This window comes from Rhodococcus sp. MPR-R1B, from assembly GCF_058793255.1.
This window is the reverse complement of record NZ_JBXAFO010000021.1, coordinates 55847-80151: the sequence shown is the minus strand read 5'-3', so window position 1 is coordinate 80151 and position 24305 is coordinate 55847. Positions and strand designations below refer to the sequence as shown.

Below are 24305 nucleotides of genomic sequence, written 5' to 3'. Positions count from 1 at the left end.
GGCTGCCTCTCAGAGTCGTTCGATGACGGTGGTGTTGGCGGTGCCGTGGGCCTCGCAGATGGTCTGCAAGCCCAGGCGGGTGCCGGAGCGTTCCAGCTCGCACAGCAGGTCAGTGAGCATCCGTGCGCCGGTGGAGCCGAGGGGGTGGCCGATCGCGATGGATCCGCCGTTGGCGTTGAGCTTGTCGTCGGGCACGCCGAATTCCTGCGCGAACATCAGCGGTACCCCAGCGAACGCCTCGTTGACCTCGAACCGGTCGATGTCGTCGACGGACAGGCCGGTGCGCTGCAGTGCCTTGCGGGTCGCGTCGAGCACCGCGGTGAACTGGATGATCGGGTCAGCCGCCGCGACCGACAGCGCCCGGAACCGGGCCCGCGGGATCAGGCCGTGTTGCTCGGCGAAGTCGCGGTCGGCGATCAGCAACGCCGCCGCGCCGTCGCTGAGCTGCGACGAGTTCGCGGCAGTGGTGCGGCCGTCGTCGGCGAACACCGTCTTGAGGGACGCGATTTTCGCGGGGTCGAGGCTGGCCCGGATGCCCTCGTCGGCGTCGACGGTCATGCCGGACGAGTCGTTCGGGTCGGCGGTGATCGGGACGAGCTGGTCGCGGAACCGGCCGTCCTGCGTGGCGGCGAGGGCACGTTGGTGGCTGCGGATGCTGAAGGCGTCGAGGGCTTCGCGTGTCAACCCGAACTTTTCGTTCATCAGTTCCGACGACGGGCCCTGCGCCATCAGAGCCCCGTCGTAGCGGGCGAGTTCGATGGGCCCGTACTGGGGGCCGAGCGGCGCACCCGGCTGGAACGCCGACGGCATACGCACTTGCGACATTGATTCGACACCGCACGCGATCGCCAGATCGTAGGTGCCGGCCATGACACCTTGGGCCGCGAAACTCACGGCCTGCTGACCGGAGCCACACTGCCGGTCGACGGTGACCGCGGGCACGGACTCGGGCAGTCCGGCGGACAGCACGGCGTGGCGTCCGATGTTCGACGACTGCTGATCGTGCTGCAGCACGCATCCGGCGATGACGTCGTCAATCAGCACGGGGTCGATGCCGGTGCGCTCGACCAGGTGACGCAGCGTGTGGCCGAGCAGATCCGCCGGATGCCACGCACTCAGGACGCCGCCACGCTTTCCCACGGGGGTGCGCACCGCACCGACGATGACTGCTTCGCGACCGGTCATGATTGCCTCTCTCTAGCTGTGGTGGGAACGGCCCCGACGAGGGATTGCGGGGCCAGAACTGCGTTGAGGGGAAGATCCGCCTTCTCGGCGAGGGCCTCCCAATACGAGGTGGGGTGCTCGGCGAAGGCGAGCGCGAAGTTTTGCTGGGTCGGCTCGACACCCAGGATGTCCTGCACACGCGCGGCGAAGTGGGGTTCGAGTGCCCCCAGTGCGACGTAGCCGTCGGCAGCGGCGTAGATCCCGTAGGTGGCGATGTCGCCGCCGAGAGGGGCACCCGGACCCATGAGCCCGTGCCGCACGGCCGCGCCCGCGTCGGCGGCGGCCTCGTCGAGCACCACACGGCGGTGCTCGCCACGGCCGGTGCGGGTGCGGGTGAGCAGGGTCAGCACCGATTCGGTCACCACGCGTTCAGCACCGAGCATGTCGGCGACGGGGACGGTCGGCATCGCCGGGGGCGTCAGGGTTCCGTGCACGGCCTGGTAATTCAGGTCATGGCCGGGTGCCTCCTCCTTCGCTCCGTCGAAGCCGACGATCTCGACGTGCCCGAGCTGCGGGAACGTCGTGGTGACGTCGGCAAGGCCCAGACGATGCAGCGCGGACGGGCGCATCGCGGTGATCAGCAGATCCGCCGTGTCCAACAGGACGTCGAGCGCGGACCGACCGGCCGGATCCTTCAGATCGAGGACGGTCACCTCCTGGCCGGCGGTCAGTTGCGCATACCAAGCGGGTGTGACCGCTGCCAGCGGATCCCCTGCGGGAGATTCGACCTTGGTAACGCGCGCCCCCAGGTCGCGCAGGCGCGCGGCGGCCAGGGGGCCCGGGAGGTTGGCGGCGAGGGTGACGACATCGATGCCGTCGAGGGGGCGTGTCATTCGATCCCTTTCGAGAAGTGCTATACGTCTGTATAGCTTATTGTATGATCGTATAGCAAGGCCGATTGGATATGCTTCCGCGAAAAAGGAGGGAACCGATGGAGCCAGGACACAACCCGCGGATGAATCCGAACGATCTGACCGGCAAAGCGCGCATCCGCAACACCGCACTCGACCTCTATGCCGCACATGGTGAAGACGGCACGTCGATGCGGGCGATCGCGAAAGCGGCCGGCGTCACCGTCGGCCTGCTGGTCCACCACTTCGGAACCAAGGACGGCATCCGCGACGCGGTCGACGACCTTGTCGTCGACTATTTCGCGCAGGCGATCGCGCAGGTTCCCGCCGAGGGCACGCCCCAGAAGATCGCCACCGCCCGCGATGCGGCGGTGAGTGAGATGCTCGACGCGCACCCCGAGGTCGTCAACTACATGCGCCGAGCCCTGCTCGAACCGGGCGGTACCCGAGGAACCCTCCTTGAGAAGTTCACCGACCTGACCCGCCACGAGGTTGCAGCACTGCGCGATGCCGGTGTCGCCTCGACCCGCCGCGACGAGTCGAGTCAAGTCATCGAAACAACGATCCGCCAGGTAGGTCAGCTGTTCCTGCAGCCCATGGTCGATGCGATGTGGAAGTCCCTCGGAGGGCCCGATCTGCCGGACACGGACAAGCCAGTGCTCGCGGTGGGCATCCGACAGGGCGACCGGCACGAGTCCTGATAGGCATTTCCGGTCCTGCTGTGCCTGATTCCGATGCCGGGCCCTGGTCGCGCAGTGGCCTCGGATGTCGCGGCGACGTTACTCATCGACGGTGCGATTTCCTTGTTCACGGTTAGCCGACGCTCTCGAACGCGCCGCGGTGAAGAATGCGTACGCGTGCATTGCAGTTGCGGTGGCGGCGTATGAGCGCGGGGGCGATGATCTTCCATCTCGGTGCGGCCCTGGGAACCTTCGGTTTCACTATTTCGTGTGTGGGGGCCTGATTGTCGTGTTTACTTGCGGTAGTGGATATTTGATCGATTCGTTCGGGACTGAGAGGTGTTCTGTGAGTCGAGTTGTTCCTGATCCGGCGCCGTGGATCGAGGGTTTACCTCAGCAGCGTCGCGGTTTCTTCGTTTCTGCGGAGTCGGCGTGGGTAGATGGCGTGCCGGCGTTAAGTAAGACGAATATCGAGATGGCGCGAAGCTTGCTGAACGGTATGAGGCTGCCGTTGCTTCAGATGCCGCGGTGATTGACTATTCGCTGCCGCGATCATTCTGGACTGGCAACGCGGCGGATCGTCGTGAGTTGGAGCGCGCCTTGAAGGCAGATGCTCAGACAATCGCCAGGGCCACTCCGGTGTCAAAGACACTGCTCGACGGAAGGCCCTACGACATCTTCCGGTTTTAGTTGCTGCACCGGGACGTCGTCCCTATCTATGTCCCGCTGTTTGTGTTGATGAGTGCTCGACTGACGGAAGAGCGCCCGACGCCGAGCGTTGCGGCTATGGCGTCGAGGCTCTTGCCCTGTTCGCGGAGGCTGCGGGCGAGTTCGGTGCGTTCGGGTGTCATGACGGTCGGGCGGCCGCCGTGTCGGCCTTGCCGGCGGGCGGCGTCGAGGCCGGCGTGGGTGCGTTCGACGATCATGCGGCGTTCCATTTGGGCGAGGGCTGCCATGATGTGGAAGAGGAATTCGCCGCCTGCGGTGGTGGTGTCGAATCCTTCTGTGAGGGAACGGAATGCGATGCCGCGTTCGCCGAGGTTGTGGACGGTGTCGATGACGTGGCGGACGGATCGTCCGAGGCGGTCGAGTTTCCAGACGACGAGGACATCACCGTCGTTCTCGCGTAGGTAGTTCAGGCATTCGGTGAGCTGGGGGCGCTGCGCTTTGGAGCCGGATTCGTAGTCGGTGAAGATGCGGATCGCGCCGGCTTGGTGGAGTGCGTGCTGCTGCAGTTCGGGGTTTTGTTCGAGGGTGGAGACGCGGGCGTATCCGATGATGCTCACAGTCTCGGTCCTTCTGGTCTGTTGCTGTGTTGTGGGATGGTGCGGCTGTTCATGAGTTGGTGGTCGACTTCTGGGCTCCAGTGGGTGTGGAACTTGGTGGTGTCGAGGTCGGCTAGTTCTCGCTCCGGAGAGGGCGGTTTGGGAGTTGGACGGGTCTCGGTCGATTGTGGGTCATGTTGTGGTGCTTCGGGGTTGATCCGACTAGACCATGTGTAGGTCTGTTCGGGCATGGTGTCGTAGTGCTCGATCATGGCCTGCCAGTGCTCGGGGAAGGTCATGACGTTCTCGCGGGGTGCGGTGGCGATGGAGTCCGCGGGCACTTCGGTGACGGGTTTGATTGCGGGTCGTAGGACGTCGGCGAGGATGGTTCCGCCGTCGATGTAGGCGAAGTTGCGGGCAGCTTGGACGGCGTCGACGCTGAGTTCGCGCCATTCGATGGCCCATCCGACGTCGCGGGCGAGTTGGTCGAAGAAAACCCTTTGGGTGCGCGAATTTCCGTCGACGAACGGATGGACACTGGTGAGGTCTCCCCAGGGTCCGGCGAGATCGTTGACGAACGCTTCGTGGCTGTGGTGGTTGACGTAGACGCAGCTGTTGATGTCGGTGAACACTCGATCGAGTTCGCCGGGTATGGCGGCGGGCGGGTCGTGGAGGATGCCGAGATCGCCTGGCGCGGTGTCGATGGTGCGGATTTCACCGGCCCATTCGTAGAGGTCACCGAGTAGGTGTCGGTGGATTGCTTGCAGGTGTGCGAAGTCGAAGTGTCCGTCGATCGGATTTGCTGCCAGCTCCGCCATTCGTGTTGCGGCGATGAGGGCTTCGGCCTGCGCGAGAGTGTGAGGGTCGGTGTATCCGAGCCGGTTTCGTAGGACCGTGGTGCCCGGATAGTGGTAGTCGTTGCTCACTGAGCGGTGCGGGAGTTCAGTTCGGCGAGTCCGCGGGCGATCGCTTCGTCTCCGGTGATCTCGCCGTTAAGGACAGCGCGGGCTGCTGCTTCCGCTTCCGCGGTGAAAGGGACGCCGCCCATTTCGAGGCCGGCGCGGATGCCTGCTACTTCCCGTTCGATCTCACCAGCGGTCAGGATGCGGGTGGGTTTACGCGGAATCTCGTCTCGTTTCGTCATGGTCTGCTCCCCCGATTGTCGTTTTGCGGCTGTACGCGTTTCTGCGGTTTCGATGCCGCCGACCCTCTGTCGGAGGTCGCCGGCGGCGTGTTCGTCGTTCTGCGTTGAGAGTGATGCTATCGAACCGACCGAAAACGGTCTACTCCACCGTTTCGGTCGATCTAGTTTCGGTCATGAGTTTCGGTCGACGGTTTCGTGTGGTCGCTCGATCGCGCCGATTCGGGTCGATTCGTGGGCCGAATACGACCGTTTGTGGTCCACCGCGGAATGGGAGCCGACCGCGTTCCGTTGGGAGCAAGTGCCGACCGGTATGGTGGTCCGGACGCCAGGGGTACCACCCACCACCTCACCTGCCGGCCGGGGGCCTCGTCAGGCTTCACCCCAATTTCGAACCCCGCAGTTTTCCCGTTTCGTCCTGGCTGTCAAACAGTCATTCAAAACGACGAGGAGGAATCCATGGGCCGTCAGACCGCAAAGTATTTCCATACAGTTTTATCTTGCGAATGAACGCATATAGAAGATCGACATCTCCCGAGCGGCGTCCCGACTGCGGGACTTCCAGCCGAGCTACAAGTAGAGCAATTAAAAGTACCCGGTATAGTTTTTGTACCCTCACCGACGGAGTCAGATTGACCGAGCAGAATATCCAAGTCCGGAGAATTCTCGCTTAACGCTACGGCCATACTTTCTAACGTGTTGATCATCACTTTCAAATTAGACGTTGGCGCAGAGAACTCCGTGGATCTACTTATCAACCACGCCCCCGGCCGTTTATACGCCTGCTGGAACTCTGCAACCTTTGACCAATAGGCAGATTCAGCTTTTTCTCCAGAGTGCGAAATTCGATCGCGTACAATTTTAGCATCATTCAATCTCCTCGCAAATGAAGATCGCCATCGCAGCCTAAGAAAAGGGTGCCCGCCAGGAAACAACACGTTAGCCCTCGGCTCAACAGTGGATCCAGGCGGCATCCAATCCAGCTTATCCGTCGCGAGATAGACCAATGACCTGTTCAAATCCGCATCAAGACCGCTTAGCGGAGACGGAAAGAGGCTAGATAAAGAAATGCCATCTATCAGCTCAAAGAAAAATTCCCGCACGAAGTGCTCTGCTGCGGTATATGCGTTCAACAGCAGCCCTTCGGCCGCAGCCTCGGCCATCAATCGCTCGCTACCACCTGCGCTTCCAGCTGCAACGATCCGGGCCTCTACCGTCACTGCACTTGAAAGCGCTCGACGGAGATCGCCAACCGCTGTCATCGGCCCAGAGTATTTATCAAGAAATCCAACCGCCGCTGTCTGGAACTTCGGTCTGACGCACCTCCTGAGACTGCCCGAGCCAGCGAGGCATCGCTCCTTCGAGCATTCTTGTAAGCATCAAGGGCATGTTCAATCCAATCTGGATTGAAGTTCACTTCCGATAAGTGTCTCATACTGAAAGATCGCCCAATCCCAGTAATGTTACCGCCCTCGTCGATTATTCCCAACAAGTACAGCTGGTAAGAAAACAGCGAGTAAATCCATGCTTTCGTCCTAAAAGGTCGCATGGAATCTGGCAACACAGAGGAATCGTATATAAAATCTAATGATTCAAATACTGAATTAAAGACATTGGCGGTAAATGATTCTTCATCGCTTTCTAACGTCCGATTTTCGTAAGCCTCATCGAGCTCTCGTTTTCCAGTTTTTTGAACTCCATCAAGGATTAGCAGAACTAATTCACTTGTCAGCTCAACGTCACCCATCTGAGCGATAGATTGGTTAGTGATGATACCCCAGTCATGCCATCGGGTCTGATTATCTCGCGTGATTCGATAGCATAATTCAGAGAAATCGCTCCGATATTTTGCCCACCGCAACTCTTGAGCCGATAATTTGGTTCCGGTACGATTCAAGCGGTCATACACTTCAAGCACAGCCGGTTCACTCGTTCTAGAGTTTAGAATAACAGCAGATATGCGCGTCTCAAGGATTTGCATTTGCTGCTCCCTCGACAGGTCTACGAACTGGTAACCTGGGTGTGTGTGATGAATTCCTTGTGGACGAAAGGAGAAGAAGTCCGATTCCTTTATATCATCACCTAAAAGACTCCTATCTATATAACTGATTAATGTTCGGAGCCTTTGCTGACCGTCAACCACTCGTCTGATTGGCGTTGACCCGATCTCTGGGTACTCGTCTTGAAGAATAATCAGAGGGACTGGGAATCCTTTGAGTAGGCTGTCGATCAGGAGGCTCTTGTCGCTGGACTTCCACACCGATCCTCGTTGGAATTTCGGACGAAGTTGTAGGCTTCCGTCTCGCTGCCACCCGACGTAGTCACCCACCCGGAACCAACTATGGTCCGAGGTAATGGCCGGTGCTGCGCTGTCAATGCTGTCCACAGTGGTCCTTTGTGTTGAGAAGATTCAAAGCTGAATCCCTACGAAACTACGTCAACCTGCCAGAAGGATCTCCGGGCGGTGGCCGCGTTCCTCAGACTGTTGTCCGGCCACAACGCTGCGTTTATTCGGTTGTTCTGTGGCTAGTCTGGATGGGTGCGAGGTGGTGGATTCCGGGGAGGCTGTAGGCGGCCAGGGCGAGTCGGGTGCGCCAGGCTTTGTGTTTGAACGCCCAAATCCAGTGTCCGGTCATCCAGATTGCGAGGCCGGCGGCGAGGATGGCATAGGCGGCGGGGGTGCTTCCGGTGACCCCGATGCGGAGCAGTCCCTCGAAGACTGCGATCGCGCCCGCGAGGCGGGCGATGATCGATCCGAATCCCCAGATCAAGAGTGCTGCTACGGCGATGATCGCGGCGATAGCCATGCGGTTGTCCTCCTTGTCGTGGGTGATTCGGGGTGCGGCCCGTAGTGGTCGGGCACTGAAGAGTGCGCGGCTAGTTTTGCCCGCTGTACCGGCGCCATACGTAGGGGGTGGCGGCGAGGAGAACCAGCAACAGCGTGACCAGGGCGAAGATCATGCCGAATTGCCACGGCTTCATCGCGTCGGGAAGCAACAGCCAGCCGATCAGTGTTCCGAGTACGAATCCGGCTACTGCTGCCCCGGCTCCTGCTTTTGCGACTGGGGCAAGAATGGTGGTGATCTCGTTGTTCATGGCGGTCCTTTCTGTCGTTTCCGCTGAGTGTGCCGTGTAGGTCCGACAGGGATTGCAGTCTCGACCGGTCAGAACAGGGCGTTTTGGGTTTGGGCGGCTGCGATGTCGGTGCGTTTCTCGTAGGCGGCTGCGAGGGTTTGCGCGGTGGTGGGGCTGCATCCCATTTCGGTGCCGATTTCGTCCCAGCTGGCCCCGTGATGGTGCAGTTGCCAGGCGTCGTGTTCGTCGTCGTTCATGGCAGCTCTTCCTCTTCGGTGGGTGTGTTGAGTTCTCGGCGGAGGCGTAGGGCTACGACGTAGTGGTAGACCGCGAGTCCGAGGAGGCTTGTTCCGGCGATGAGGGAAATGGTTGTTCCACCGGTGAGGAAGATGATGCCGACGGCGAGGCTGATCAGCGCGACGACGGTGTGCGATTTCCAACCCGGTCTGCTGGTGTCTTTTTCGGTCGTCATGGTCGATTCTCCCTGTCGCTTGGAGCTTTTCGGAAGCTGGCGGCTTTGGTGAAGCTGTAGACGGAGGCGGTGAGGGCGATGATTCTGGCGGTGATCACGTGTTTCGTGCCGATCGTGAAGTCCAGGGCTGCGACGGCGAGCGCGAGGACTCCGAAGATGCTGTGTTTCACCACTCTTGGCTTGTTGGTCATGCTCGGCCTTCGCGGATGGCGGCGAGGCGTTGGGAGGCTGCGCGGCGTTCGCGGCCGATGCTGAGCAGGTGCTCGAACAGTTGGTCTTCGGGGAGTTCTTCGGCGGCTTGGGCGAGGGATCGTGCTGCTTCGCGGAATCCGCGCCGGTATGCCTGGGTGAGGACGGCGGCGATGTTGTGTTCGAGTTCAGCGGACGGGACGCCGATGGTGGTGATGTCGGTGAGCGCTTTGGTGAGCTGTTTCCCGAGGTGTCCGCTGGTGCGGCCTTCCTGCTGCAAGGTGGTGAAGACGTGGGCACTGTTGTGAGGTTTGCCGGCAGTGACCAGCTCCTCGATGGCGGTGAACAGTGCCGCGTTCACGGGTCGGTAGAAGTCTGCGCTGGTCAGAGCTGCGACGGCACGCTTCGCGCTCTCGGCCGGCGCCCAGAGCAGCGAGCACAGGAGTTGAGCCTCGACGTCGAGGGCGGTGCTGTACTCGTCGATCTCGCCTTCGTTGTCGGTGAGGTCGTCGAAGTCGGGGACGGTGGCCAGTGAGAGTGTCACGTCGGGGTCCTTGCTGTCGCCGGTGGGCATGGGAGGTCAGGGTCGCGGTGAGATGAGTTGCCGGTGACTGCGCAGGATCTCGGTGGCCGCGCGGAGGTTGCGGGCAGCCTCGGCGAGGTGGGTTGCGACGTCCTGGTCATGGGCGGCAACGTCTTCGGCGGTTACCGTGTCGGCGGCGGTGTAGAGGGTGTGCAGCTCTTCGCGTGCATCACTGATTCCAGCGAGGGAGTCGTCGAGGGCGGCGAGCATGGTGCGGAGTTTGCGGTCGACGGATTCGCTGTCGCGGCGGAGCTCGGCGTCGAGTGCGCGGTCGACGAAGTCTGCATCGGGAGTGAAGGTGAATGCTGCTGCGGTCATGGTGTCCTCGCTTCGCTGGTGAAAGTGTGTGGTCAGGCGGCCGGGGTGAGCTTCTTGATTTCGTCGGGACGGAATCCACTCCAGTGATTTTCTCCTGCGACGACGACGGGGGCTTGCAGGTATCCCAGACTCATGACGTAATCGCGGGCCTGTGCGTTTTCGGTGATGTCGATGACGTCGTATTCGATTCCCGCTTTGTCGAGTGCGCGGTACGTGGCATTGCATTGCACACATGCGGGCTTGGTATATACGGTGATCGCCATTGTCATTCCCCCTCGTCGGTGATTCTTTATTGATTTCATTCTATCGAACAATGCAATATAAACCAATACTTTCGCGGGCATTTCTTCAATTAGTTTCCGCTTTCGTTAATGACATATTCAATCATTTTCCGCATTCATTCACTAACATCAATATCGAATACCAGTGCCTACCAACATGGGTTCCACCTGCACTTTCTCCCCCTCCCCCGGTATGTGCCGATATTCTGGTCTCGGCGGGAGTGGGTCAAGGTGAGTGTAGGAAAAAATATCGTAGCGCCGCTGTTCGAGCGTGCGAGTGGCGCGTGTGGGTATTATTTCTGGAGCGGCCTTGATGCGCGAGTGTCGGGATAGAAGAATGTTCACACCGGGGCGGGTCGATTCTTATCCTTGCGATTTTATCGTGCGTCGTGGCCGGCCGGCGGCCGGGCGCTTTCTCGTGTGTCTGTGGTGGTGTCCGTATTCCGCCCTTCCGGTCCGCCGGTGGCTCTGACCGCCGGCCGGGGGCGGAAGGGCGGACGATCCCCAACCCTTTTCGGGGCTGGGGATCGCCGCTTCATCGGGTCAGTCGATCGCGACCTCGTCGAATGTGAGCTGTCCGGTGATGATTTCCTCGACGGCGGCGAGGGTGTCGACTGGTGCTCTGCAGTCAGACCAATCCATAGCCCAAACAGCGAGAATGGTTCAAAAGGTTCCGAGGACAGGAGTGGTAGTGGGGCGAGCGACGAATCATCTCACCGTGACCCAGTTCGACCTGTTGAAATGGGTCGCCGACGGATGCAAGGAAGGCGTCTATGAAGGTCCATCGCATCGTGTGTCAGCTCGTTCGCTCCACAACCGCGGCTTCCTTCGTGTCTCCGGTAGCGGGAAGACTTGGACCGCGCGGATCACTCCGGACGGCACCCGACGTCTCGAGGAGGAAGCCCACCGCATCGAAGCAGAACGCAGGCGCACCGTTCGGGAGAAACAGGATCGGCTGAAGCGAGAACACGAGCAACAGCAACTCCGGGAGAAGGCTGCTGCGTTGCTGCGCGATGTCGTCGCAGCCGGGGGACGTCTAGATCTGGGACCCGATGTCGATTCTCAGGAGGTCCAGCGCCTACAGAACTGTCTCGCGTCGCAATCGGGTCTGCTGCCCGACGGGCAGCGCGTGGCCCAGGAACCAACGCGCATGGACCCTGTACTGGGCGTGACCGTCTATTTGGAGCCAGATTTCGCGGTGTTGACTGCCCTGCGTGCTTTCTCCGTGCCCCGTCAACTTCGAAACCCACACCCCACCGTTGCCGCATTTCAGGACAAGAAGGCGTTGGTCTCCAAGGCGCAGATCGCTCGCGCTGCGCGCTTCCTGCAAGCCCTCGTGACAGCGGCAACTCAACTCGGTTGGACAGTCCCGGCGAAGGTGCCACACAGCGGGCCGGGTGAATCCAGCCCCGATCTGACACTCCGGTTTCCGTCGAGGGAACTTGTCGTCACGATCCGCGAACTCGACCAACGCGGAGGACGACGCCACGTGCAGGCGTATACGACCGAGACCGACTACTACACCCGAGCTGAGCGGACAACGGCGAACAAGTATTTCCAAGCATCCGGAAAACTGGAAGTGATACTCACCAAGACCTGGGAAGACCAGGTCATCGTTTCGCTCCAAGATACCGACGGCGCCACGGTCGAAGAACAATTGCCTACGCTTGTCCGCAAACTCGAGATCGCTGAAGCCGAAGCCGACTGGTCACGTCAGGAGGAAGTACGACGCTCCCAGATCCGCGAAACGCGATGGGAGGAAGTCAAGCAGGAGGCGTTCACGAAACTCAGCTACGAACGCAACGCCGACCGCCTCCGCGACGAAATGGACCGCCGGCAGTCCGCCGCAGCAATGCGTACCTACGCAGAAGAAGTGACGGAACGCGCTGAACAACTCGACGACGAGAACGGCGAGGAGGCACGAAAATGGGCCACCTGGATTCAGGAACATGCCGAGCGCATCAACCCCATAAACGGACCTCTACGCCTCCTCCGCACCACATCCTGCAGTCATGACGAACTACAACCCCATATGCCTGGGTGGAGCACCCACGGCCCCTATCGCCGGTAGTGGCTCAGCGCCCGAGCTGCTATCAGCCGATTGCGGCGTGGACCTCTCCGTGGTGACCCACCCGACTGGTCGTCAGTACCAGCCAGGCGGGTCGAGTACACCCAACCTGAGCGGGTCGGGCGCACGATTGAGGAGCAGCTCGACGGAAAGGGTGTGACAACATCCCGGCGAACCCCATCCGTCACCGTCTCGACCCGAGACGACGCGGAAAAGGAATGTAGCGCACACAGTTCCGCTGATCCGCCACCGCCCTGCGACTTACAGCGGCCACGTCCCTCCCACAGTCGGCCGATCTAAGCTCACCTGAACACCCAAAGCCACACCCTCACAGGAGCAGCGATGAGTCCTCGGCCCACCTGGCTCCACACTCGATCCACCGAACTCCGCGCCGCACTCCTCGATCTCGGGCTCACGATCACCGACACCGAAGCCCGGAATATCCTCGACGACAAAGTCTCCGAGTACGCGACCCTGATGCGAGTCAGTCGCCAGACCGCGCAGAGAGACTTCACCGACGAACGTCTCCTCGCATTCGCGCAGTCCCTCGCGGTGTCCCTCTCCGACGAGGCCCCCGGCGCCGATCTGATCGAATTCGAGCGCGCCATCTCCATGCCCGTCGCCGCCGTCGGGTTGACCACCGCGGCACTGGCCGAAGCTTTGAAAGTCGCGCACATCAACCTCGACGACAAAGAAGCGGTCGCCGGCCTGTCCCTGCTCTCGACTCTCGGCATGATCACCGCCGACGCGGGCGCCTTCCTCGTCCCCACTCCACGCCCGCTGCTCCTGCGCATCGCCCGCTACCTCGACGGCGCCGCAGCATCCATCACCAAAGGTGCGAACCTTCCCGATGGACTCGACGACACCCACAGACAACAATTCGCGGACATCCTCGCCCAGGACGCCGACGGAATCCGTGCCCTCGCCAACACCGAAGACGGCGACACCCCGAGCCTGTGGCGCACCCCCAACCCGCACTGACCGCCGGCGCAGCGAAACATAGTCGATGCGATGAAACCTGCGGGACGGCTCGCCCGCCGATAGACCAAGGGCGGCTACCGGCGGAGCGTTCGCCATACCCGTTTGGGCCCGGGCGATGCCGCCCCCGAAAATTTACGTGCCACCCACCTCCGTTACCAGTCTTCGCACAGTTACAGCTACTTGAGCATTGAACTACCGAGGGGAGTGCCTTGCCGCCTGCAGATGAACCGGTACCGAGTTAGTTCATCACCCCAGGGGTGCGCCGCCACTTACCTTCCGCCTACCGCCTCCCAGCAATGACGCAGTAACATCACCCACTGTGGTGCGCTACTTTCCGCCTCGGTTCCAGCGCACTACCCGCCACCACCCGCGCAGGCAGTCGCCCCTTTTCGCTCGGCCTGCATGATCCACACGTGCAGGAGCTACCCATGACCTCCCCCGCCGAGCGTCTAACCGCCAAACTCGAGCAACTCCCCATCAGTGACGACGCCCCATGGTTTCACTCCTGCGCACAACGCTGCTCAAACACGCGCAGCAGCGCAGCGACATCACCGAACCGACCGTGCTCGGACTGCTCGCTATCACCGGTGTCCTCGAAGAACGACTCACCAGGCTCGAAGCCAGCATCCAACCCGCCGCCACCCCATGACCCCAACATCGCCTCGCATCCACCGACGACCACGCCTGCACGAACGGCTCGGCACATCAGTCGAAACTGCCCTCATTCTCGGCTGCACCCTCTCCGCTATCGTCATCGTCTGGTGGGCAGCCTGAACGAAAACGCGTCTGTCGAAAAGGCAAAGTCGATGGCTTATTCGACGTAGATTTTCGACACGACTTCTCGACACCTTGGCCCCTGCACGAGCTGGCGATACGCAGTCTTGGTGAAAGTGTCGAACACCGATCGATTTACGACACACCATCCACCACCAGTCCTACGACCATAGGAATAAATCAGCGGTTAAATCGTTGGCGGAATCCGTGGACTAGTTTCAGAAGTGTGGTGTCAGATCTGGAAATCCTGAGTCACTGATGACTTGGTCCCTCATCCAGTTTTTGTACGCTCTGCTCGTCGATTACTCGGTTCATCAATTAGATGCTGGCCAGATACACCGAGAAAATCCACTCGAGGTAAAACTCGTCGTAGTCGCACAGCTACGAAGGGTGTTGCTTCCCTCGTTCTTCAGCACGGTCCCGTAGTCGCCCGCCGATGCGCTTCGCCTGATTGTTGGAGACAGCCGTGAAATCGAGTGACGTATGTCCTGTCAGACATGGGGAAGGAATTGTCGGAGAATGCTCGTCGTATATGGCAGGGATCGTCTGATCCTGAGCCTCTCCGACCGTGACCGCCCAAACACCTATGGACTCCAATGAGAATTCTTCGGTGTACTCTTTGAAGTTCGCCTCCGCGGCCACCTTGCTCTCGCGTGTGCTTGATAGCTTTTTCTGGTCTTTCGGCGTAGGGCGGAAAGCCTGAGAGGTTAGCTCCCCATCGACGAGCCAATCAGGGTGAGCGTTACGCCACAACAGTTCGTCTCTGGTGGTGAGGAGTTCTTCGCCGTCGCTAACTTCCGTGGGGTCACTCACTCACTGCCTCCTTCACGAAATCGGCCACGCCGTCAGGGTCGCCTACCTCGAAGCTCTGATCCTCGCCGTCCTCCCCGTTCGAGCGCCCATACCAGGTGGCCTCAATCGAACCGCCATTGAGGACTTCTACCTCAACTGCGCGAGAAGTCGTGCGCCATTCGAGTTGGATTCCACCATCGCCGGAGGGGTAGATCGCGGGCGCACTTACCGCAGCGTCGAGAGTAGCGAGAAGGATTCGTTCGACCCTCTCAATAACTCCGGTGGATGGTGGCTCCGATCCGGGATGCAGCCAGTCATTATCGAGACCCGCGAGATGACGCAGTCGTTGCGACCACGACAGAGGAAGAGCGGGTTCGGCGTGCAGAACGTCGGTGATTTTTACTATCTCCCCGTCACGATTCTGTACTGCGATGACGCTCAATGCGGCTGGCGGAGCCAAATCTCCAAAGCCAAGGTGACTATGCAGCGAGTCCCATACCGATGGGTCCGAGAACGTCGCGCCGATTCGTCGCTGTTGTTCGCCCGCGGTGATGGTGACGTCAACGTGGGGCGGGGTAGATGAGAGTCCGGTTACCTGGCCGACAAGGACTGTTTCAATCTCCAGCTCATCGAGACGCGCGAGCCGCTGGATGCGCCTGCGGGTCTCGATGGTCAGAGTTGCGCGCTCAGGGTCAGTCGCGGAGTCTGCGAGTTCGATCCGCTCGTCGGCGCGGAGACCACGCCCGAACTGGGCTAGTTGTTTGAGGGCGGCTGACGGGAAGGAGGCAGGCATGTGGTCTGACCTGCCGATGTCACCCAAGGCGCTGTTGATTAGCCGCCTGGCCTCGTCATGCCAGTCCGTGTTCTGGAACAAACCATCGTCATAGGTTATGGGACGCACCAAGGTGGGAAGAGCGCTCCCTTTCTCGACGCGAGTCAACCGAAGGTCGAAAGTCTCATCGAACCCGCGCGGCACGCGCTGGCGACGAGGGTTGGCGCGCAGATAGAGTTCGCGCGCGACAGCGGTCACGAGAAGCGAGTATCTTTCAAGCTCCGCTGCAGAGGCCACAGGCAGTCCAAGTGCCTTCTCGTATCGCCCGCCAGCGAGGCGCAAGTACCCGAAGGGTGTCACGTCATCACTGGTCATTCCAGCAGTGTAGACGGGCCGCGAAGTGATTTAACGGAGACTCGTCATATGGAGCGTCAGTCATTCCCAAAAGCCGATAGGCGAACCACCGGGGAGGCTATCTGGTCTGGCCGTCACGGTGGTCTCGACTCAAGCTGTCATAAACGCTCTGGGCTCGCCAGTGCGATTCACTTTCATTTCAGCAAGGCTGACGACTAACTTACTGTCATCATGACTGCCTACAGTTTCGGTAACCGCTGGATGGGCATTATCGCCCTCGGCGATCCACCCCCACCCGAACCGCTGCACAAAATGGCGCTCCGACTCCGCGAGAAATCATTGTCCCGAAAAATTCGGGTCGACAAAATCCTCACGGTTCCGGTCACCACTCTTCTGCTGTCCTTAGCTGGTATCCGAGTGAGAATGGCAATCGCCGGGCAAGACGCCCGTTCCCAAGAATCTCTGACCCTCGAACGGCTGATCCGCTCAGGGCAGACGCCCGATTTTCGCCCATGGTTGAGGGAAGAGCTCATCCGTGTGCATGCACCCGAACGAGAGAAACAGCCAGCGGCCGGTTCTCGTCCGAATCATCCCGCACTGGCAGGCAAGCAAACCTCATTAACAAGTGAACGCATCATCGCCACCGGATGGGGAACCTCCTACCCACAAGCTCCCGATTCACCTTGGCTGCCACCAACACCCGACCCCCTCCTGCAAGATCTGCGACGCCTAAACCTGGATCTAGACGAGAATGCGCTGATGTGGGTCCGGTGGGCCTGTTTGCACCGTAGTTATCTCTATGAATCGGTACCGACAAGTCCGATCAGTCCTGCGACACTGGATCTGCTCGCAACACTCGGTCAGGGTTGGATGCGTCAAGCGCTATTGGACATAGTCCGATCTCAGTACGGTGAGTTCACATCGAAAGCAGGCGTCAGCGCCGCACTCGCAACGGATCACCAAGCACGTTCTGCACTTGGCGTGTGGGTGAATGCAACCGGAGCAGCCTTCTATGGCAAAGGCGAGGCCGACCTTCTGACTGCGGGCAGCAAGAGCCGAGCTCCCGAAACGGTAGCCATGCAGATCCTCGGTGCTTTGTCTCTGGTCACCGCATCCCAGACGGCGGCGGATCGACTTCTCGAATTGGTGTCTTTCGAACCGAGCGCTCCAGAGCCGGACTGGCGAACCTTGTTGGCCTCTCATTTGAAACGGGAACCTCAGTTCACACGAACGGAATCAGGGCCACCCCATGACAGGCTGTTCACTGTCACGGTAGAAGCCAACGGCTACGCTGCATCAGCTTCGGCCGGCTCCGCGAAAGCTGCTACTCGAGCGGCCTCACGCTCGTATGTTCTCCAATTCATGCCCCGGGCACTTCCCAAGGCTCCTACCAGCACAAAGACCCCCCTCAGGCCCCAGCTATACCGAGCGAACCTCCCACTACACGTATCCGCATGTGGGTGGACACAACAGGCATTCGAGGTCGCCGATCCCGGTCTGATGAGCCAGGCTTTGACCCACAGCTCCTGGGCCTACGAGAATCGTGCCCTGGTAACCGAAGCCAACCAAAGCGACTACGGAACCCTCGCTGCCGAAGGTTCCGAGGTCCTGACCAATTTGGTGCGACACCAATATGCACTTCAAACGCTCAATGCTTCTTTCCAGATTCCAACGTCTGCAGTTGCCTCACCCAATGTCCCCCGCGATGTAGTGGTCGAACTCTTCGAGCTGATGCCAGTCGCATCTGGCGTTCTCCGCTCGAGCGGGACGGCCCTCAGCCCCGACCTCAAGGAAGACGTCACCCAGGCCATCGCCGCAGCTGCATGGCGTGCCAATGGGGACTTGCTCATGGAGCGTCAGCCGCTGACGTTCGCACAATGGATTCGATCTTTCACTCCCGCTCGTGACCCTGTAACTCAACTGCAGGAGTACTGCGCCCGCCTACAGACCACATACCTCGTCGACTTCGAGCGGCGCGGCCCCGACCATCACGCTGAGCACCGGGCAACAATCATCTTCGAGATGGACGGGCGACCTCGCTGGCACAGTCAGTGGCACAGCGCACAGACGCCAGCGAAGCAAGAAGCAGCAGCTGACGTACTCGATTACTTGGCCGGTCAGGACTCCGCTGCCCGTGCAAGTGCCGAAGCTGCTGACGGCCATGTGCTTCTGCGCGGGATGCTGCTGGCTGAACTCCGCGCCGTCGATCCACTCGAGATCAACGTTCGCAAAGAACTTGCGATTGGCCGGCTCGGCGTTGATCTGCTCGCTGCTGGGGCATACGACGGATACCTACGTTGGTCAGTTTTGAGATCGCAGTTGCTGCCCAGCTCCGGTTCCGCGGTCGCCACGCGCCTCGCCCAGTACTACGAGGTGGTGCTCACGCAGCAACGACGGGAAGCTGTACGCCACTGGGTCATCGAACACACCCCTTCCCGCGGTACAAGCTCCTCCGATCCGGAGTCTGCCTCCCCCGATCCAGAGTCCGCCGAACGCATCCGCCGCTGGTGGGCAGGACAAGGCGCCGGTCGGCTGGCACTGCTCGAAGAGCTTTTGGCTGCAATGCAGAACTCAAATCCCGTCAACGCTGTCTTGGAATACGTTGCGCTACAAGCTCAAGTCATTGCCACCGCATCTGGCATGACGCTCGAGAGTGAGCGCAGCACCGATACAACGGGGCAGACATTGACCGTGCGCCTCCCTGGCGCCGAGCTGTCCGACGCATTCGAGCCAGTTACCGAAGTCGTCGAAAGTGTTGTCGGCGGCGCTAACTGGGTCCATGACTCTCAGGCCGTGTCAGTCACGTTTCCGAATATGCCCACCGTGACCGACCCAGTATCTCGCGCCGGTCTTGACGCAGTTCAACGAGCATTACACGACCCATGGCTCGAACGCATTCGGCACGCCTTGACTGACTTCCTTTCAGTGGCCGAACGCGTGTTGGCAACCACAACAGACCCAACGTCGACGCAACTGGAGGAACTGCTGGAGGAACTGGCAGCGTCCGAACTTTCGCTCGTTTCGCGGCTACGCGCAGTTCACGAAGAGGTAAAGGAGTAGACGCCTCTCACCTCGAAAGGGCCTTTCATTTCAGGTGGCGGCACAAGCCTCGATTTTTCACGGTAGGTGACGGAGCTGGATCGGGCGCGCTGATCCGGAGCCGAAGGACCGATTTCGGGGTCAAGACATGGCTCACACCACGGGCCTTCCTGCCGTGCCGCGCCGGTTCCACCGTCCGGCAGTGATGTTTGCATTCCTGAGTGTGATCGAACAGATGGTTCCCCGCGCTCAAAGAATCGCGAGAACCTTCGTGAACGCCGCAGAGAATTCGGGTGGCCGAGGCCATGTTTCGGAAATTCTCAGGATCTGTTTGCGGACAAGTCGAAGGCTGTCGTCAACATGTCGAACGTCGAGATCTTGCCGGAGCACCACATCCGTGATTTGTCGGAGCCAGCCGATAAGCTCCATGAGCAAGTCGTCGCATGGAGTGGCTCCGATCGGATTGTTGCTGTGTGGCACGAGGAAGGACAAGTTAACTGATGTCGGTTGGACAAATACCTGGGGCGACGCAGGATCCACAGGAGGAGTTGCTGTTGCAGCTCCGCGCGTTGGTACCGGGTGCATTCCCTGACGGTGACTTAGATGTGACAGCGCTCCTCGCGAATCTAGGCGTCGAAGGTGATGCGAAGGCGGCTTTCACATTTAGCTGGCCAGGCATCGAACAGGCGCGGACCGACGCACGTGCGTCGACCACGGCCACGCTCACTCCTGATCCCGCGGCATCACTCAACTGGGACGATGCCCGTGACGTCTTGATTGAGGGTGACAATCTCCAGGTACTCAAGCTGCTAAAGAGCGGCTACAACGGCCAGACCAAGCTGATCTACATCGATCCGCCTTACAACACAGGCGAGACTTTTACCTACAACGATGATTTCGCGATCCCCGAGAGCGAGTACCTAACCGCAACAGGCCAGCTCGACGATCAGGGCAACGCGACAACCAGCAAGATCGAGAATGCCGGGCGCAAGCATGCGCCGTGGTTGACTATGATGTTCCCGCGGCTCGCGGTCGCGCGGCATCTGCTCCGTCGGGATGGCGTCATTCTCCTGTCTATCGACGACAACGAGATGCACCACCTACGATTACTTCTCGATGCAGTGTTCGGAGCCGAAAATTTCATAGGAAACTTCGTTTGGAACGGGGGGCGAAAAAATGATGCCCGTCGAATTTCTGTCGGACACGACTATGTCATTGCGTATGCACGTGACCTTACATACCTGAAAAATCAGGATTCCAGATGGCGCGAGCGCAAAAACGGACTCGATGAAATTTATGCAAAAGTCACAGAACTCCGCCAGCTACATGGAACGGACTATGCAGCCGCCAGCAAGTCATTGCAGGATTGGTACAAGTCTCTCCCAACTGAAGCGCCATCGAAAGCCCACAAACATTACCGAGTTATCGATCAACGAGGTGTCTACTTCCCGTCAGATCTGAGGAGCCCAAATCCGAGACCAACCTTGAAGTTCAATTTTCGGGGGTACGAACCGCATGCCAACGGTTGGGCTTACAGTCGTGAGAGCTTGGAAGCATTAGCCGACGACGACCGGATCGCTTATCCGCAAAAAGAGGATGGTCGACTCCAATTGAAGTCTTATCTTCACGAACACGAAGAGTGGGCCCCCACCTCTGTCTTCTATAAAGATCGGCGTGCGGCCTCTAAGGCACTCAAGTCGATGATGGGGGCTGAAGTCTTCGACTATCCAAAGGACGTCGACGTCCTTGCGCGCCTCATTCACGCAATCACAGACGATGGCGACCTCATCGTTGACTTCTTTGCAGGATCCGGCTCAACGGGTCAAGCTGTCTGGACGCAGAACCGTACAGATGGGGGTAAGCGCAAGTGGCTTCTGGTTCAGATCCCAGAGGCGCCGGATGAGTCACAAGAATTCGGCGAGAATGCGGTCGCAGCCGGGTACTCGACGATCTTCGAGATTACTGCTGAGCGCCTGCGCCGCGCAGCTTCGTTACTGCAAGAGTCGACCCTTGACGCTCCCAACCTCGGCTTCCGCATCTTCCGCACTCGCCCGACAAATCTCATTGTCGAAGCGCCAATTACGGTTTCTGAGGGCATGACCGGTGACCAGTACGTCCAGGCATCTTTGATGCGCGTTAGCGGTGAGCCCGTGGTGAAAGGTGCCGATCCGCTGGCCGTCGTCTGGGAGGTTGTGCTCAAAGCAACCGGCACGCAGCTGGATGCTCGAGTCAGTACTCACGATCTGGATGGCGTGACCGTGTATGAGTTCACACCTGCCGCAGGAATCTCGGCGGATGGCGGAAGACTTTTTGTCAGCCTTGAGGCGTTTGATCTGACCACCGCTGATGCGCTGAAGTTGACCGATTCGGACACCCTTATTCTTCGCGGAGACAAGGTAGGTGATGCCACAACCCTGACGCTGGCTCCTCGCCTGCAGTCGAAGCTGGTGCTATTGGAGCGGGTGCCGCGTGAAGTTTCGCTTTGAAGATCAGCCGCACCAAGCGGCAGCCATAGCAGCGGTCACTGATCTGTTTGAGGGGGCGCTTCGTCCACCGGCCGACACTCTCGTCGGACAGGCACCGGGGAGCGCCAGCCATGCGGGCTTCACCGTTGACCCTGAGTTGTTGGCAGACAATCTAGCCGCGATCACCGAACGCGAGAAGGTCGACAAGCAAACATCATTGGCGCTGCTCGAGGTCGATGACCTTCGGGGGCAGGAACGTTCGTTTCCGAACTTTTCCGTCGAGATGGAGACCGGCACAGGAAAAACTTATGTCTACATTGCGACTGCACTCCGGTTGGCTGAACTCTATGGCCTGAGAAAGTTCGTCATACTCGTCCACTCAGTCGCCATTCGTGCCGGTGCCGTAAAGACATTTGAGCAGACGGCAGAGCACTTCGGGGCAAAATTTCCATCGGTCAAGTACCGGTGGGGAGTTCTGGGCGAAGGCCCTGCGCTGGATGACTTTACTGAGCCGTCCGGCACAGTGCAGTTCATCATCGCCAGCGTCCAGGCAATCGACAAGCCGGATACCAATTCGGTCTATCAGCAAGCCGAACAGCCGCAGCTGTGGAGCGATTCCATGAGCGACATCGCCAGCATCGCAGCTGCCCGACCTGTCGTCATCATCGACGAACCGCAAAACATGACGACCGATCTGCGCCGCCGCGCAATTGCCACGCTCAATCCGCTTGCGGCGTTGCGCTACAGCGCAACCCACAGAGAAGTCTTCAACCTCGTCCATCGCCTCGGACCGAAAGCGGCGAGCGAAGCTGGTCTCGTCAAGCGAGTATCCGTCAAAGGGATCGTTGCGGGCGACACTGATAAGCCCTACCTGATGGTCAAGAAGCTGCGCAGCGTACGTAAGCGCATCATGGCCGATGTCGTGATCGAGCAAGCAACGAAAGACGGCTTCAAACGCGTCGACGTAGTACTGCAAAATGGCAGCGACCTCTTCGAAGAGTCCGGCGGCCGCAACGTGTACCAGGGCATGGTCGTCGACCGCTTCGAACGCAAACCCGATCGGATCTTCTTCGAGGGCGGGCGGGAACTCCGTACTGGTCAGGAGATCGGGGTCGACCGGACGGCCATATGGCGAGACCAGATCCGGCACACGATTCGTCAGCATCTTGCGCGTGAGGCGCAGATCGACGCAACTGGACGTGAGGTCAAGGTTCTTTCCTTGTTCTTCGTCGAGCACGTCGCCGACTACGTGCCAGTCGCCAAGCAGCCTGACCCAATCGTGCCGGCCATGTTCGACGCTCTGTTCAGAGAGGAATGGGCGTGGGCGGGACGCCCCGAAGACAATTGCCCTGACCCCGAGACCCTGCGTGTCCACTACTTTCCCTCGACAAAGACCGGAATCTACAAGGACACCAAGGGCAACGCTTCCGATGCCGAGTTTGAGGCACGGGCGTATGAGGAGATCATCGCCAACAAGGAACTGATCCTGACCAAGGACAATCCTCGTGCTTTCATCTTCTCGCACTCGGCTTTGAAGGAAGGTTGGGACAATCCGAACGTCTTCCAAGTCGGCTTTCTACGGCACACACGGTCTGATCTTGAGCGACGACAGCAGATCGGACGTGGACTGCGTCTGCCTGTTGATGTATCCGGGCGCCGGGTCGCGGATCCTGCCACGTGTCGGTTGACGCTCGTTGTCGATGAGTCTTTCGCAGAGTTCCGCGATGGCCTCAACCAGGAGTACGTCGCATCAGGTGGAAATGGCGACGGTGGCGGCCCTGAGCCTGACGATGCAGATCAAGAAGTCATCGTACGTCGACGCAACGACAAGTTCGCAAGCTCCGAATTCGCTCAGTTGTGGAGACGTATCCGCTACAAGGCACGCTATCGGGTGGCGCTCGATCCTTCCGTCTTGCCTGACGCCATCGCGCGCTCCGAGCACCTAGAGCCCATCGCAGATCTTGCGCGTCGCGCCAATGTCGTACAGGCTGCTGATCTCGTCTACGACGATGCAGGAAAGGCGATCACCAGTGACGCAGTCGTCTCACAGGACAAGGGCGAATTGCTGACGATTGTCGGGCACCGACTTCCGGACCTAGTGCGGCTGGTTGAAGATCAGCTACTGGCGACCAAGTATCCGCTTCAGCTCACCCGCCCGACGGTCTGCAGCATTCTGGCAGCGCTGCCATTCAAGGTTCAGCGACGGGCAATCGACGATCCAGAGCGTTGGGCGCGTCTGGTCGCAGTGGCAATCCGCACCGTCACCATCGAGGAAATGGTCAAGCATATTGGCTATGAACCAGTTCCTGAGGAAGATTGGTGGGATGCCGAGGTGGTGTTCGTCGAAGCCGAGACGACGAACCCGCCCGCTTCAACTGTTGATATCGACCCAAGCTACGGCGTCATTGCCGCTCCCGCCGGCGGCTCGAACCTCTTCGATCACACCATCTATGACAGCCATGTCGAGCGGAATTTTTCCGGATTGTTGGAGAACGACAGTGAGCACGTCAAGCTGTTCACTAAACTCCCCCGACGGTTCCGCGTTCGAACTCCTGTCGGTGATTATTCGCCAGACTGGGCGATCGTGTACGACGAGGATGGGGTACAGCGGCTTTACCTCGTGCGGGAAACCAAGGACACGCTCAACCTCGATGACCTCGACTGGAACGAAGCAATGCGAATCCGCTTTGCCCAGAAGCACTTCGCCGCCGCGCCGGAGGGCCCGGTCGACTACAGGCACACAGATGACCTCCACGGTATCCGCCCTCCGTCAAAAATCGACCAGAGCGGCACCTGAGTTGCACCTGTCCGAAATACGAATTGAAACTTTCGCCAATTCGCCGCCGCCGAAGACGCATGTACCGTCCTGTGTAGCAAAGGTCAGGATCTTCTGATCCTGAAGAGCCTGAGAAGTCGTACGCGGTGCACCTACGAACGCTGATCGAGTGCCAGGAATAGCGTCCGGCAGCGGGGATCGACCA

At 59.8% G+C, this 24305-nt stretch carries 24 protein-coding genes; 7 read left to right on the top strand and 17 right to left on the bottom strand.

The window, feature by feature from the left end; genetic code table 11:
• Positions 1-9: 9 nt before the first annotated feature.
• Together AC1Q61_RS24625 and AC1Q61_RS24620 are read right to left on the bottom strand one after the other, a co-directional pair.
• A complete protein-coding gene (locus AC1Q61_RS24625) occupies positions 10-1185 on the bottom strand; it encodes a thiolase family protein (RefSeq protein ID WP_265155450.1) in 1176 nt (391 codons plus the stop codon).
• Complete coding sequence (locus AC1Q61_RS24620; protein ID WP_125052881.1) at positions 1182-2057, bottom strand: CoA transferase; 876 nt, start codon at positions 2055-2057, stop codon at positions 1182-1184. The genes AC1Q61_RS24625 and AC1Q61_RS24620 overlap by 4 nt, the downstream gene beginning before the upstream one ends.
• Positions 2058-2155: 98 nt before the next feature.
• Between AC1Q61_RS24620 and AC1Q61_RS24615 the strand changes: the two genes are divergently transcribed.
• Positions 2156-2776: a TetR/AcrR family transcriptional regulator gene (locus tag AC1Q61_RS24615; protein WP_125052878.1), complete on the top strand. Its 621-nt coding sequence runs from the start codon at positions 2156-2158 to the stop codon at positions 2774-2776.
• Positions 2777-3471: 695 nt separating this feature from the next.
• On the opposite strand, the gene AC1Q61_RS24610 is transcribed toward AC1Q61_RS24615, so the two are convergent.
• The 13 genes from AC1Q61_RS24610 to nrdH form a co-directional block, all read right to left on the bottom strand.
• Positions 3472-4041 (bottom strand): recombinase family protein, encoded by a 570-nt coding sequence (locus AC1Q61_RS24610; protein ID WP_125052875.1) that lies wholly within the window; start codon positions 4039-4041, stop codon positions 3472-3474.
• The gene (locus tag AC1Q61_RS24605) at positions 4038-4946 is read right to left on the bottom strand and encodes a Fic/DOC family protein (protein WP_125052872.1); all 909 of its coding nucleotides are present in this window, start codon (positions 4944-4946) and stop codon (positions 4038-4040) included. The genes AC1Q61_RS24610 and AC1Q61_RS24605 overlap by 4 nt, the downstream gene beginning before the upstream one ends.
• On the bottom strand, positions 4943-5164 hold the full coding sequence (locus AC1Q61_RS24600; RefSeq protein ID WP_125052869.1) for a hypothetical protein: 222 nt from the start codon (positions 5162-5164) through the stop codon (positions 4943-4945). Before AC1Q61_RS24600 ends, AC1Q61_RS24605 begins: the two co-directional genes overlap by 4 nt.
• Before the next feature lie 464 nt (positions 5165-5628).
• Positions 5629-6423, bottom strand: coding sequence for a hypothetical protein (locus tag AC1Q61_RS24595; RefSeq protein ID WP_125052866.1), 795 nt, complete (start codon positions 6421-6423; stop codon positions 5629-5631).
• Positions 6420-7547: a DUF262 domain-containing protein gene (locus AC1Q61_RS24590; protein WP_164490642.1), complete on the bottom strand. Its 1128-nt coding sequence runs from the start codon at positions 7545-7547 to the stop codon at positions 6420-6422. The genes AC1Q61_RS24595 and AC1Q61_RS24590 overlap by 4 nt, the downstream gene beginning before the upstream one ends.
• A 121-nt stretch (positions 7548-7668) precedes the next feature.
• Complete coding sequence (locus tag AC1Q61_RS24585) at positions 7669-7968, bottom strand: hypothetical protein (protein WP_125052860.1); 300 nt, start codon at positions 7966-7968, stop codon at positions 7669-7671.
• 70 nt (positions 7969-8038) lie between these two features.
• Positions 8039-8257: a hypothetical protein gene (locus AC1Q61_RS24580; RefSeq protein ID WP_125052858.1), complete on the bottom strand. Its 219-nt coding sequence runs from the start codon at positions 8255-8257 to the stop codon at positions 8039-8041.
• Positions 8258-8325: 68 nt separating this feature from the next.
• Entirely contained in the window at positions 8326-8493 is a 168-nt protein-coding gene (locus AC1Q61_RS24575) for a hypothetical protein (RefSeq protein WP_164490641.1), read from the bottom strand.
• The gene (locus AC1Q61_RS24570) at positions 8490-8708 is read right to left on the bottom strand and encodes a hypothetical protein (RefSeq protein ID WP_125052855.1); all 219 of its coding nucleotides are present in this window, start codon (positions 8706-8708) and stop codon (positions 8490-8492) included. Before AC1Q61_RS24570 ends, AC1Q61_RS24575 begins: the two co-directional genes overlap by 4 nt.
• Entirely contained in the window at positions 8705-8899 is a 195-nt protein-coding gene (locus AC1Q61_RS24565; RefSeq protein ID WP_125052852.1) for a hypothetical protein, read from the bottom strand. The genes AC1Q61_RS24570 and AC1Q61_RS24565 overlap by 4 nt, the downstream gene beginning before the upstream one ends.
• On the bottom strand, positions 8896-9471 hold the full coding sequence (locus tag AC1Q61_RS24560) for a DnaB-like helicase N-terminal domain-containing protein (RefSeq protein WP_075835822.1): 576 nt from the start codon (positions 9469-9471) through the stop codon (positions 8896-8898). The genes AC1Q61_RS24565 and AC1Q61_RS24560 overlap by 4 nt, the downstream gene beginning before the upstream one ends.
• A gap of 6 nt (positions 9472-9477) precedes the next feature.
• On the bottom strand, positions 9478-9798 hold the full coding sequence (locus AC1Q61_RS24555) for a hypothetical protein (protein ID WP_265155487.1): 321 nt from the start codon (positions 9796-9798) through the stop codon (positions 9478-9480).
• Positions 9799-9830: 32 nt separating this feature from the next.
• A complete protein-coding gene (gene nrdH, locus AC1Q61_RS24550) occupies positions 9831-10061 on the bottom strand; it encodes a glutaredoxin-like protein NrdH (protein ID WP_125052846.1) in 231 nt (76 codons plus the stop codon).
• A 736-nt stretch (positions 10062-10797) separates the two neighbouring features.
• Here nrdH and AC1Q61_RS24545 point away from each other — a divergent pair.
• The 3 genes from AC1Q61_RS24545 to AC1Q61_RS24535 all read left to right on the top strand — a co-directional run bounded on the left by AC1Q61_RS24545 (position 10798) and on the right by AC1Q61_RS24535 (position 13777).
• Complete coding sequence (locus tag AC1Q61_RS24545) at positions 10798-12150, top strand: coiled-coil domain-containing protein (protein WP_241199203.1); 1353 nt, start codon at positions 10798-10800, stop codon at positions 12148-12150.
• A 339-nt stretch (positions 12151-12489) separates the two neighbouring features.
• On the top strand, positions 12490-13128 hold the full coding sequence (locus AC1Q61_RS24540) for a hypothetical protein (protein WP_125052840.1): 639 nt from the start codon (positions 12490-12492) through the stop codon (positions 13126-13128).
• A 493-nt stretch (positions 13129-13621) separates the two neighbouring features.
• Positions 13622-13777: a hypothetical protein gene (locus AC1Q61_RS24535; RefSeq protein WP_241199202.1), complete on the top strand. Its 156-nt coding sequence runs from the start codon at positions 13622-13624 to the stop codon at positions 13775-13777.
• 506 nt (positions 13778-14283) lie between these two features.
• Here the strand turns inward: AC1Q61_RS24535 and AC1Q61_RS24530 are convergent.
• On the bottom strand, positions 14284-14715 hold the full coding sequence (locus AC1Q61_RS24530) for a hypothetical protein (RefSeq protein WP_125052837.1): 432 nt from the start codon (positions 14713-14715) through the stop codon (positions 14284-14286).
• Positions 14708-15841 carry a hypothetical protein gene (locus AC1Q61_RS24525; RefSeq protein WP_125052834.1) on the bottom strand — a complete coding sequence of 378 codons (1134 nt, stop codon included), beginning with the start codon at positions 15839-15841 and terminating at the stop codon, positions 14708-14710. The genes AC1Q61_RS24530 and AC1Q61_RS24525 overlap by 8 nt, the downstream gene beginning before the upstream one ends.
• 1479 nt (positions 15842-17320) lie before the next feature.
• Between AC1Q61_RS24525 and AC1Q61_RS24520 the strand changes: the two genes are divergently transcribed.
• From AC1Q61_RS24520 to AC1Q61_RS24510, 3 genes are all read left to right on the top strand, one after another.
• Positions 17321-18880 (top strand): dsRNA-binding motif domain-containing protein, encoded by a 1560-nt coding sequence (locus tag AC1Q61_RS24520; RefSeq protein ID WP_125052831.1) that lies wholly within the window; start codon positions 17321-17323, stop codon positions 18878-18880.
• Positions 18881-19359: 479 nt separating this feature from the next.
• Entirely contained in the window at positions 19360-21345 is a 1986-nt protein-coding gene (locus tag AC1Q61_RS24515) for a site-specific DNA-methyltransferase (RefSeq protein WP_125052828.1), read from the top strand.
• Positions 21329-24121 carry a restriction endonuclease gene (locus AC1Q61_RS24510; RefSeq protein WP_125052825.1) on the top strand — a complete coding sequence of 931 codons (2793 nt, stop codon included), beginning with the start codon at positions 21329-21331 and terminating at the stop codon, positions 24119-24121. The genes AC1Q61_RS24515 and AC1Q61_RS24510 overlap by 17 nt, the downstream gene beginning before the upstream one ends.
• The last annotated feature ends 184 nt before the right edge of the window (positions 24122-24305 follow it).